The organism is Sinomicrobium halophytocola, assembly GCF_052983395.1.
The window spans coordinates 1-11,449 of record NZ_JBRKIT010000004.1; the positions used below are offsets into that span (position 1 = coordinate 1).

Sequence of the window (11,449 nt, forward strand, 5' to 3'; positions counted from 1 at the left end):
TTCATACTCGCTTTTGGCGTAGATGCATCGGAATAGAAACTCCCCTCCACGGGGTAATGATCCGAAAAATCGACGAAATAATCTTTTTTGACATCCATAAACAGGTTCCTATGACTCATTAGCGTGGTGCTGACGGGATCAAAAACAACATTCTGCCATGACGGCGGCACAAGATGATCATCAGACACAAAGATGTAATCCAGAGATTCCTGCTCATTTTCAGGATAAGGATACGTATAGGAAACCAGGCTATTGGTCTTTGTATCCCAGGTGTATGGCAAACCTTTGTATGAGGGCGGCGAAACATTTAACGTCTGTAGCATGGTCATATACTCGTCCGTATCCTTTACAATATTGAAATCCCCCCCAATGATCACCATTTCGTCCACAGGTATGTCCAGGGCATCAATATAGGATCTGATCTCTTTTAGCTGGGCTTCCCTGACTTTTCTTTCCACATCCGCAGGGCAGGCTATACTGCCCGTAGATTGCATATGTGTTGCAATAAAATGTATAGGTTTCCCTCCTTTAATTATACGGGCATATACCAAACCTTTTTTAGACCCTAATCCCTCTACAAAGCAGTTCGCAGAGAAAAGATACTGTTCCATATGTGCTATGGGGTATTTACTCGCAATCATCACACCGCCATTAAGATGACCATCAGCAATATTTTCTCTCCAATTGTGTGTGTCATCCCAATCATTTTGCGAGATGCCTAAAACAGGTGTCAGATAAGGATGTGTTTCCGAAAGGCCTTCGCGTAATGCTTTGGTTGCAGGCTTGTCAAAGCATTCCTGTAATAACAGAACATCGTAGTTTTTAATAAAACCGGCCTTGCCTAACCGGGATGCCCTTTCTTCCTGTGACCAACTTTGGCTACTGGCCAGTGCAATCGCTTCAGTAAGCAGATACACGTTATAGGACAACACCTTTACAGGCGCTTCTCCTCCTTCTTCTGTAAAAGGGCCTGTTTCTTCACTTCCCGCCCCGTGCCATATTTGATCCAGGCTACAGGAACCCATAAAGATAAAAGATAATAATAATGCGTAAAATTGGTAATTTAATTTCCTCATTGTCTTCTTTTTTAATAAGAGAAAGAAAATTACTTTGACTATAGAAGAAAGATATTACGAAAATATTACAGAAACATTAACTTTTTAGCGTTATGAAAAACTATGCGACAAGATCTTAAAAAGCCTGGAACAGAGTGTTAATTCCCGATTCAAATGGAGATTTTGTAAATTTTATTGGATTTCTCTAATGTTGCCCAACTCGTTGTAAATCTCAAATATTACTTTAGCACCTCTGAGCGCCAATTTATTTTTGAATGAAGTTTATAGTTGAAATTCCACTTCAGTTGGGAAATGCCTTTTAAGGTGCGTTACACCTGTACTGAGTTTACCTGTACTAACAAAGTCGAAGTGTCGTAATAAACGCATTATACAATGGGTCCTCATTTCCGCGGAGCTCAAACGAGGACCAGCTTGGAACCGTGTAGATATTTGCTTCCAAACAAGCCCGGATAGGGCCATTTAAGGGATTGTATTTATGGGCGTTTTCGGGGTTTCAATGGAGAAACATCCGGGGTATATCCTATCGACCCTACCAAGTCATTGCCCCCGGCGTCGACCAAAGCGTAGTATGGCTGTGCGTTAGCCTTATATTTTGTGATCTGCGGATCACTCCATTTGTTGTCAATAGTCCTTATTTTTTTCGGTAGCTTCGGATATATTTTATTCACTTTCAGGCAATTCCCACTTATCATCGACATACAGGGAAACCAGTACCACATCGTTCTTAAGGATATTCAATATCTTCTCTTCACTCCATACCCGCTCTTCCATTTTCCAGCAATTCACACAAGTATGTCCGGTAAAATCGATCATTACCGGTTCACCTGCTTTTCTGCCTTAGCCTGCCAGGTTACGGGTATTACCAGCTGTGCCTGCCCCATAAATCCATTAAACAGGAGCAGAAGGTATATCACAATATTTTTTCTCATCTGTTTTTGTAGTATTGTCTTTCCATAGTTGGACAGGAACAGGAAAAAACTCTTATATCGCTATTTTGAAGCTAACGATTATTTACTAAAATTTTATACGTTTTGCCCCTTATATTACTTTATGATCTGAAAATCTACTTTCGTATTTCCCGGAGCAATTTGAGTATTTACAGATATGCCTCTTTTATCCGTTGCCACTATCACTACTTTTAAATTCTCAATATTCTCGGAAATATAGTTTATATCTAAAGTAGTTTTATAGCTTCCTTCTTTCATGTTTTCTTTGGGGACTGAAACCGTACCAGTAGCTCCCCTAACTACATCATTGTGTTCAAAATCGGCTAATCCCTCCATATCATACTTTTTCCCATCCGCCATAATCTCTATATCTCCGAATTTCAGGTTAGGAAAAAGCCTTCCTTCCGTAGCATCTACCTGAGGTCGAATTATTTTATCTTCCACCACATAGGCAGCATAACTCAATCCCGACATATCCTTGGGAAAGGCAAATTCTATCTCTATACGGCCTTTTGTTTTCTCTAATGAGGAAGAAATGGCGATCCCTACAGGACTACTTTCTTCTATTATATCCAAAAAATCTTTCTCTATGTTTTTCGATAATTTATCATTGTCAGATTTTGGATCAAAGTTTTTATCGCTTAAGACAGTAGGATATGAGAATTCCCTATAACGCCCTTGAAACAAAGTAGGATAGCCTCCTACTCCAAGGTTAGAAGCCAACTCCTCCATTTTTTCTTTAGCCGCTTCTGCCAGGGGGTCGGCGTGCCATGTTAACATGACTATTTTATCTCCAATCTCCTCTTTTGCGACGTCCATATAATAGTGTGCTAAAGGGCAATATTGGCACCAATCAGCTGTAAACTGGTCAACCAGCATTTTATATTCATATTTGAGTTCCTCATCCGCCACGTCGGGGGTCTTCTCATTATTATCCGGAGCGTCATCATCTCCCTTACTGCACGAATTCAAACAGGTCAGTGAAAAGGCAGAGACCAGTAGCAGCATTAGCAATACATACTTGTTTTTCATAAAATTAAAATTTATTAGTTGAACTGTTATTTTGTTGAACTTATCCGGACACTAGCTGAAGACCGGGATAAGTCCATATTCCCTGTATTCATAGTTTGACAGGGAAAGGGGCAAAACGTATAAAATGTTAAATTCTGAATACTGTCTTTTTAAAAAATTTCTGGTTATAATCTGGTAGCCCACTACTCCCGTACTAAAAAGAAGTAGACACATATAAAGTAAAACCGGCAGCTTCCGTGACCATACGGCATACTCCCCCTACGCAAAGCAATCCCCCGCGCTGTCTTCCATAGCTCAGGGCTACCCGGGAAGAATTTTTCGAAAAACTTGCCCCCAGATTATAGTAGTGGATTTTATCAAGCCCGTAATTATAGCTGTCGTGAACATAAAAGGACCAGTGTTGGTCAAGTCCATATTCCACGGTTGCTGCGGCCCAATTCTTAAAATTGTCTTTCACCCATTGGTGCTGGCCTTCCATCCGGATGGATTGTGACTTTCCGAATTTATAAGTGGTTTCCGCAGTTGCCGTAGTGGCATTGACCATGCCTCCCTTGCCTTCGATATATCCCCTGTTGTAGTGTTGATTGAGGTACATGAATACGGACGACCAGTTTTTGGACCACTTTTTTCTGACCTCCACGGCCATATCGTTATAGTATTTATCACCAAAGCCCAGGGCTTTTGTTGTATACATCCCTGTTTCCGGGTCTCCTTCAATATCCAGTCCACCCCAGTATGACGTATTTAAAGCTACCTGTGTTCCGTATTTTCCTCCCAGGGCACTGTTTTTCTTAAACTTGTAATAAAGGTCCAGCTGCCCGCCTATTTCCCCGGCCGCGATTTTGGGGGTTGTCTGATATTGAGGCTGTGCCTGGTATACGTATATATTCTGAAGGGCATAGTCGTATTGTTTGGTCAAAGCCGGTACATAATTGACAACTCCCCGGTTAAATACGTTACCGTCCAGATCGTGCTGGGAATAAAACCTCATATTTTCCATTCTTCTCAGGGAGGCATTGACACCCAGCCCCTTTCTGGCGTACCCGAGGTCCAATAAAAAAGCATTTCCGGCTTTTTTATTTCCATCTATCAGCGGTGCCCCCATATTCATCAACAGGTCCTTTCCTTTATGGACATATTCTATTTCGGAATAAAAGCCGCCTTTAGATACACTTAACCGCCCGGAATAGGAATTTACAAGATGCGCATTGTTACCGTTCAAATAACGATGCTCATAATCTTCATAGCGGCCTACATAAGACAACCCGAAGCTTATATCGACAGTACCGATCGCTAAAATATCCGAAAGTCCGGCTTCCATATTGGCGCCGTAGAGGGTACCTTTGGAAAGGTCAAAGCCCAAACCTACACGTTGTCTGCCCCCGAGGAATGTAAATGTCAGTGCGTCTGCAGGAGCATATTCAACACGCCCTCCGAGAATGGCATTGTTAATTCCCAATTGCCTGTCTTCCCAGCTACGCAATATCAATCCGCTTCCAAATTGTTCGTAAAAGTGTCCCGCGGTTACATCGAGCCCTAATTTTTTATTACTGTACCTGGCATAAACTGTCCCGATATCCACCCCTTTCAGTTCCGGATTGTAGTTAAGAAGGGATAGGGGAAGATAGGATTCCCCCTGGACCCCAAAACTCCAGGAGCCCGTAATATAGTCGAGTTTTAAATAGGAATTGGAACGATAGCGGTGTTCGGCGTCTTCCCCGTCCAGTTGTATTTTATTGTCATCTACATACCTTTGACCGGTAGATTCCAGACTTCCGCTTATTTGTGCATTACTGAGATTTGAGATCAATGTCAGACCCAAAAAAAGCAGACCTGTCTTTTTTACCATAGCATACGTCTTTTTCATTTTGAATATTCCAGGATCTTTTCATAGAGTTTATTCTCGGAGCCCGGAACGTAACTGGTATGCTGATAGATAATTTTCCCCTTGTATACTACTAATACCGTGGGCATTGCCACAACATTCATTTTTCTTTGAAAATCCTGGTTTTCATCGAGCAATACTTCAAATTCCCACCCTTTTCCGTTGATCAGGGGTTTTACACGTTTTATTCCCCGGGAATCGTCTGTCGATATGGCGTATAGTTCAACCCCGGTCTCTTCCTGCCAGTCGGCATAAACATCGTTGATGGCATCCAGTTCTTTTAAACAGGGCCCACACCAGGTGGCCCAGAAACTCAATATCACGGGGTTTTCTCTTTCATTGAATTGTACCGTATCGAAATGTTTTCCCGTTAAAGCCTTTAAAGGGACAGAAGGGATTTCCTGGCTTTGCCCGGAGGCAGAAAAATGCACAAGCAACATGGTAGCAGCTATAAATACGTAGGTTAATCTCATTATATACCTGATTTTAATTAAATGATTATAGATTATTTTTCGATAAACCGGCTTCAATCACGGTATTCCCTTTTCCTGCCGTCATAATAATTTTCGCCCTTTTAAGAAACTCCCGTAAATCCTCATACATGTAAAGTGTCAAAAGGCTGTCACTACACTTTTTTACAGCTGTACATGTATATTGTGACTAAAAAACGGCTTAAAATATGATGAATGTATTTTTCCTTTGATTAAAACAGCCCCATATCATTAATGCTTGCTTTAGGGTTATGATAATATTATTTTTTTGTTAAATAATATGACGAATGTAGATTTTATGAATTACAAAAAGTATAGGGAAACTCCTATTTTTAAGAATAAGGTTTTTGTGCCGGGACAGGTTTTCCAGCTTCGCTATGCCTTTTTATTGCGTGATAAAGTGCAGAGCGGGCAATACCACAACGCAAAGCCGTTTTTGTTACGGGGCCTGACCGGGCTTGTCCCTTTTGGGAATCATAAAAGTTTTCTGTTCTGCATTGCCCAGGAAAGCAGGGCGTTGTAAGTAGGGGGCAGATCCAGTTTTTTACGTAGCTTGGTCTTTATTCTTTCTATGTTCTTCTCACTGCAAAAGAACTTTTCAGCCAGTTTGCGATTACTGCTTCCATCCATAAGCTCCCTTAATATTTCCTTTTCCCTTCTCGTTATTTTTTTCAGCACGTCCGTACACCCCGTATTTTCATCGCAGTCCATATAACGACTCAAATAATTTTTACCCTGTCTCACGGTATTCATACAATCTTTAATCTCAGTCAAAGCATAATCCTTTAATAAATACCCTTTAACTCCGGTTTCTATAGCTTCTTTGTAATAGTGTTGATTATCGTGTATTGTCAATACGATAAAACTTATTCCGGGATACTTTTTCCGTACATTTCTGATCACTTCTATACCATCTTTATGAGGCATATTGATATCGATAAAGACCATATCCGGTTTGTAGTGCAGGATTTTGTTAAGCGCATCTTCTCCGTCCCTGGCTTCTGCCACCACTATATTATCCGGGTCTTCCCTAAGGACATCTCTCAACCCTCTCCGAACCAAAGGATGATCATCCGCTAATAATATCTTTATCATTTTGCTTATTTTTTTTATACTGGCCCGATATTGGTATTTTAAAGCAGATTTCAAAGCCTCCCAGTTCTCCCTTTTCAACGACCTGATATTCACCTCCTAATAGCACCATACGTTCTTTCATGGTTTTCAATCCCATGGATGGTTTCCCGGCCGCCGGATTACATGCTGTTCCTTTACCGTTATCTGCCACTTTTATTTTTAAAAAACCACTTTTTATCCCAACGGATATCAGCGCTTCATCTGCATCTGAATGTTTTATGATATTGTTTAGACTTTCCTGGACAATGCGATAGATATGTAAAGCCTTTTCTTTTTTGAAGTACTCATCGACCTCCCTGCTGATTGTACTTTTGAAATAAACAGAGGATACTTCGTCTATATTTCTTATCAGGTACTCCAGGGACATGGACAGCCCCATACTGGTTATATATACCGGATGGAGGTTGCCGGAGATCCGTTTTATATCATCAATTAACAATTGTATCTGTGAGCTAAACCTTTCTTCCTCCTGCCGGGCCTTTAGCAATACCAGGCTCTGGCCTATTCCATCGTGAAGTTCCCTGGCTATCCGTTTCCTCTCTTCTTCCCGCGTTTCCATCAGCTGACGGAAAAAATCGTTTTGTAAGCTATTGATGTATTTCACATGACGGGTCCGGGTCCTGTATATTACCAGCGTAACTCCTCCGGACAATGCAAAAAGCAATATAAAAAACCATCCTGTTTTCCAAAAAGGGGGCGGTATGGTAAATGTATAAGAAATACAGCCGCCCTGCCATTCTCCGCGCCTGTTCGTTGCTTTACCTATAAAGGTGTAATCCCCCGGGGGCAAAAAAGAGAAATGCGTATTCAATTCACGGGATGGTTCAGACCAGTCCTGATAGGTCTCTCCGTTCCTGGTCAATTTATAACTATACCTGATAGAACCGGGTAAATACAACTCTCCCTCGTCAAAAGGATACAGTCCGTAAGGATATACCTGGCTGTAAATGCCTATGGAAACAAAAAGGCAGAACATAATATTGGAGTAATTCTTTTTCATGCCACACCATCAAGAATTATGGGAAAAATACTGACTATACATGTGGTTGATGTTTCTATAACTGATTGTTCGATTTCCCGGGATCTCCCCGCTGGTGCCTGTTTGTAACGGATCCCATTTTATCCGGCATCCCGATAATTATCCGGAGTAATGCCCTTTCGTACGCGTTATACGATGAGCCCTCGTTTCCGCCGGCCTCAAACGAGAACCAATTGAGTTGAGGCCGATGATACATCCATACCGGTTGGCAGCCACATATAAAAGAAGCAGCCCGTTTTACCGGGCTGCCAACAAACTAAATCAATCTACATTCATGAAAACAAAAACAATGTAAACTAATTTTTAAGTGCTGTTTGATCCATTTGAAAAAGGGTTTCAAAGAGCTCTATATAATTTGTATTGTCCATCAGCAATCTCTTCTCTATACTATATATTACAAAAAACCGGAAACGGATGACAAAAATTAAGAGAAATATTCGGAAACAAGCAATTTAACAAATACAACAGTAGCGTTTAACTATTGAAAAGTGCATTAGTTATGGAGTTCATGAGTTATTCAGGTAATACTTATAAACTCCATAACTAAAGAACAACTCCCCCAACCAACCTGAGACTAATCATACGGATATGAATATTATCGATTTTCGTTCACCGAACCGTCAATATTTGCATTGGCATCGATTTCGGATTGCGGAATTTTCAAATAGAATTTTTTGTCGTTCGGGGCAAGATCTGCCGAACTGCCAACCCTGTGATTTCCGGACCTGCTTATGCCTCTCTGCAACCTTTTGGCATCAAACCACTCCACCCCGATCTCCGCATACAATTCCTTTCTTCTTTCCAATAAGATCTCCTCCAGTAGATCTTCCCCGGTATTCGAAGATTTTATAGCTTTCGGGTCTCTGTTCTGTTGAATGGCATACAGCAGACCATGGGCCCCTCCGGCATCACCGTTTCTATATTTTGCTTCTGCTTCAATCAATATCATTTCGGCTGTTCTGATGATAGGTATATCCGCATCAAAAGTAAATGCAAACTTACTGGTCACCCAATGCCTGAAACTCGATTCTTCTACCTCGTAGTAATTGTTAAACAGCTTCCTTATATCCGTACCGGAAAACAGATTGACAAACTCATTGTTAAAATAGGCATTTTGATAAGATTCGACGCTATGATCTGTTTGTACATGCGGTGCGCTGTAATAATACTGTGACTGATCGTCATACTGGGGCAGTCCCCATATCCATTCCCCGACCGACAGATCGTTAAACCCGTTTGCATATGATCCGGAAACCAGGGCCGAAGACAAATCCCCTCCGTAAGCAGCATTAGCTGCGGTTTCAGCATCCTCCCAATTTCCCATCACCTGGTACACCTGTGCCAGCATTGCATGGGCCACATTTTTATTGATATAGGATTTATCCAGACGCGATATACCCACATTCTCTACGGCAAACTGTAAATCTTCAAGGATCAGATCGTATACCTCCTGTGTCCGGGACATGGGGTGCCCTTCCAGGGACAATTCGGTATAGACTGGCGGTGCCGGGAAATCAGGGGCTACGGAATACGCAGGGGCGAATTCCAGCACCAGTTGATGATAGTAGTACCCCCTGATGGCACTCCCCGACTGTTCCGGGTAATTCTGGACCTGCGTCGAATAAGACGAACCCAGTCCGAGAGACAACCAGCCGTTTACCCGGGTATCAATATTCAAACGCGTTGTTGCACGGTTAAAGTCTGAAGTCTTAACAGCCCCTTCCTGGGCCAGGTAATTTGCCGAGAAAAAATACGTCGTTTTTTCACTTCCTCCGGAAACAGTTAAACCGTATTGTTGCCGCAAGGCATTCCTGTTCATGATCCGGTCTTCCCAATTGGTATTCCATTTCCTGGCTGTCGATACCAGCCTACCGTCCGGCTCCACGGGAATGGCATTATTATACGGGTTATAGCCCAGATGTTCTACCAGGCCATTGGAAGCGGCGTTCGCAGCCTCCTGAGGAGTCATACCATCGGTCATATTCCTATTCCGCAGGGATTCCCAGGAAAGTTCCATGTATTGGTCAGCATCGAGAAAATCATGAAATTTCACGGCCTGATCAGCAAATCCCAGAGAAGTTGAAAAATTCACCCTGGCCGGAGAATTCAGCTTCCCTTTTTTTGTTGTGATCAGAATAACGCCATTGGCCCCTCTTGATCCATACAATGCGGTAGAGGAGGCGTCTTTCAACACACTCATGGACTCTATCTGGTCCTGGCTGATCGTGTTCAGGTTTCCGTTAAACGGTGCCCCGTCAACCACTATCAGCGGATCTGCGGCAGCATTAATGGACCCGATACCACGTACGCGAAGGTCGGGTTATCACCGGGTTGTCCGCCGGAACACTTCCCCGGATGGCCGTTGTGACATCGGTAAGTTGTTGTGTCTCTATAACCTGTGAATCAATTTTGGCAACAGACCCTACTATGGCCCTTTCGGACTGTTCTCCATAGGCAACTACAATGACTTCTTCCAGGGCCTGCGCATCTTCTTCCATTCGTAGGTCAATGGTCGCGGAGGTCCCCACTGTCCGTTCTGCGGTAGCCATCCCTACATACGTGAATTGCAGTACCTGTCCTACGCCGACCGTTATACTGTAATTCCCGTCAAAATCGGTCTGGGTACCTGTTGATGTTCCCTTTACCACGATGTTCGCGCCGGGTAACGACATCCCCTGCCCGTCTGTCACATTACCCGTAATTGTCTTCTCCTGCGCAAAGGAAAGCTGTACGATAAATGCCAACAGGAACGTCAGCTTCTGAGTAAACTTTAGTATCATATCACATACATCTGAATTAGATCATTTTTCCGGATATATTCCTGAAAATTGTATCTTCTCTTAACTACACGGATAGCACTCTTAACTTTTTTCTTAAGAATGGGGCGTACGAGGGGCTATATGCCGGGAGGAATAACCTCAACAAACCGTCCATTGATATCATCCACTATTTTATATATTACAATTTCTTAATAATGGGTGACAAAGATTAACATGGATTTTTCAGAGATAAGTAACTTAACACATACAGCAAGAAAGTTTTAGAATCTGTCCGAATTTTATCTCTTAGGTACTTCGACAGGTGATACACTGAGTACCGAAGTGCCCAGTACAGGTATACTCAGGACATCGCCTATGATCTTTTCATGTGTATTCCGAAAACTAAATTCAAACAGCTTCTAACAAAAAAAGCGCCCTTGCGGACGCCTTCTGTTATTCTTTAAAAAATGAACTCGTTTATTTCCAGGATTCGACCGGCCCCGGATGAAGGTGCACTTCAAACTGTTCCGCTTCCTCTCTGGTACTGTCATCCAGGTTAATCAGGGTTGTATTATCTTTCTCAGACAACTGCAGATAACCATACCTACCTGCCGGCGTCCTGTCGCGAAAAGCTACGATATCGCCGTCTTCAATAATACCTGAATGGTTACCCTCTTTCTTTTTGACAAGGACAAGTTCCAAACCGGGTAATTGCAACTCCTGGAATTTCGGAAAATAACGATATGCTCCGTCATCTGACTCCTTCCTGCTCCAGAAATTATTAAGGTGCTCACTTATTTCTACCCGGACGGGCCCTTCTTTTAACTCAAAATAATTGTCACGCTCCCCGAGATTGACCATATTAAACCAGGTATTTTCGCCCGCAGACGAAGCAGAAACGGTTAACCAATCATTAGTTTCGGAGGTGTTCCAGGCGATAAATTTTCCGGTGCTCACAGCTTTTAATGACATACGGTCGTACTTTCTGGTCTTCATACTCGCTTTTGGCGTAGATGCATCGGAATAGAAACTCCCCTCCACGGGGTAATGATCCGAAAAATCGACGAAATAATCTTTTTTGACATC

10 protein-coding genes and 1 pseudogene are annotated in these 11,449 nt (G+C 42.5%); all 11 read right to left on the minus strand.

The features are described 5' to 3' along the window. The coding region (gene sph / locus ACVBDY_RS01050) for a sphingomyelin phosphodiesterase (protein WP_447173623.1) at nucleotides 1–1,076 on the minus strand (1,076 nt) is incomplete at its 3' end. Between the two features lie 473 nt (nucleotides 1,077–1,549). After that, nucleotides 1,550–1,744, minus strand: a complete 195-nt coding sequence (locus ACVBDY_RS01055) for a hypothetical protein (protein ID WP_447173624.1) — start codon at nucleotides 1,742–1,744, stop codon at nucleotides 1,550–1,552. After that, nucleotides 1,737–1,889, minus strand: a complete 153-nt coding sequence (locus ACVBDY_RS01060; protein ID WP_394342884.1) for a thioredoxin family protein — start codon at nucleotides 1,887–1,889, stop codon at nucleotides 1,737–1,739. The genes ACVBDY_RS01055 and ACVBDY_RS01060 overlap by 8 nt, the downstream gene beginning before the upstream one ends. A 230-nt stretch (nucleotides 1,890–2,119) precedes the next feature. Next, a complete protein-coding gene (locus ACVBDY_RS01065) occupies nucleotides 2,120–3,055 on the minus strand; it encodes an Omp28-related outer membrane protein (RefSeq protein WP_123217843.1) in 936 nt (311 codons plus the stop codon). 193 nt (nucleotides 3,056–3,248) lie between these two features. Further along, nucleotides 3,249–4,922: a DUF6029 family protein gene (locus tag ACVBDY_RS01070; RefSeq protein ID WP_447173625.1), complete on the minus strand. Its 1,674-nt coding sequence runs from the start codon at nucleotides 4,920–4,922 to the stop codon at nucleotides 3,249–3,251. Further along, nucleotides 4,919–5,413: a TlpA family protein disulfide reductase gene (locus ACVBDY_RS01075; RefSeq protein ID WP_447173626.1), complete on the minus strand. Its 495-nt coding sequence runs from the start codon at nucleotides 5,411–5,413 to the stop codon at nucleotides 4,919–4,921. The genes ACVBDY_RS01070 and ACVBDY_RS01075 overlap by 4 nt, the downstream gene beginning before the upstream one ends. A 492-nt stretch (nucleotides 5,414–5,905) precedes the next feature. Further along, nucleotides 5,906–6,526, minus strand: coding sequence for a response regulator transcription factor (locus tag ACVBDY_RS01080; protein ID WP_447173627.1), 621 nt, complete (start codon nucleotides 6,524–6,526; stop codon nucleotides 5,906–5,908). Next, entirely contained in the window at nucleotides 6,501–7,565 is a 1,065-nt protein-coding gene (locus tag ACVBDY_RS01085; protein WP_447173628.1) for an ATP-binding protein, read from the minus strand. The genes ACVBDY_RS01080 and ACVBDY_RS01085 overlap by 26 nt, the downstream gene beginning before the upstream one ends. Nucleotides 7,566–8,199: 634 nt before the next feature. Next, nucleotides 8,200–9,867: a RagB/SusD family nutrient uptake outer membrane protein gene (locus ACVBDY_RS01090; protein WP_447173629.1), complete on the minus strand. Its 1,668-nt coding sequence runs from the start codon at nucleotides 9,865–9,867 to the stop codon at nucleotides 8,200–8,202. Nucleotides 9,868–9,889: 22 nt separating this feature from the next. Next, entirely contained in the window at nucleotides 9,890–10,384 is a 495-nt protein-coding gene (locus ACVBDY_RS01095; RefSeq protein WP_447173630.1) for a carboxypeptidase-like regulatory domain-containing protein, read from the minus strand. 456 nt (nucleotides 10,385–10,840) lie between these two features. Further along, nucleotides 10,841–11,449, minus strand: a pseudogene (locus tag ACVBDY_RS01100) (hypothetical protein); the annotation flags it as partial.

What these genes read in the sequence shown, in the direction of transcription:
- ACVBDY_RS01060 (WP_394342884.1), bottom strand. Translation starts at nt 1,889, where the DNA reads ATGATCGATTTTACCGGACATACTTGTGTGAATTGCTGGAAAATGGAA.
- ACVBDY_RS01065 (WP_123217843.1), bottom strand. Translation starts at nt 3,055, where the DNA reads ATGAAAAACAAGTATGTATTGCTAATGCTGCTACTGGTCTCTGCCTTT.
- ACVBDY_RS01070 (WP_447173625.1), bottom strand. Translation starts at nt 4,922, where the DNA reads ATGAAAAAGACGTATGCTATGGTAAAAAAGACAGGTCTGCTTTTTTTG.
- ACVBDY_RS01075 (WP_447173626.1), bottom strand. Translation starts at nt 5,413, where the DNA reads ATGAGATTAACCTACGTATTTATAGCTGCTACCATGTTGCTTGTGCAT.
- ACVBDY_RS01080 (WP_447173627.1), bottom strand. Translation starts at nt 6,526, where the DNA reads ATGATAAAGATATTATTAGCGGATGATCATCCTTTGGTTCGGAGAGGG.
- ACVBDY_RS01085 (WP_447173628.1), bottom strand. Translation starts at nt 7,565, where the DNA reads ATGAAAAAGAATTACTCCAATATTATGTTCTGCCTTTTTGTTTCCATA.
- ACVBDY_RS01095 (WP_447173630.1), bottom strand. Translation starts at nt 10,384, where the DNA reads ATGATACTAAAGTTTACTCAGAAGCTGACGTTCCTGTTGGCATTTATC.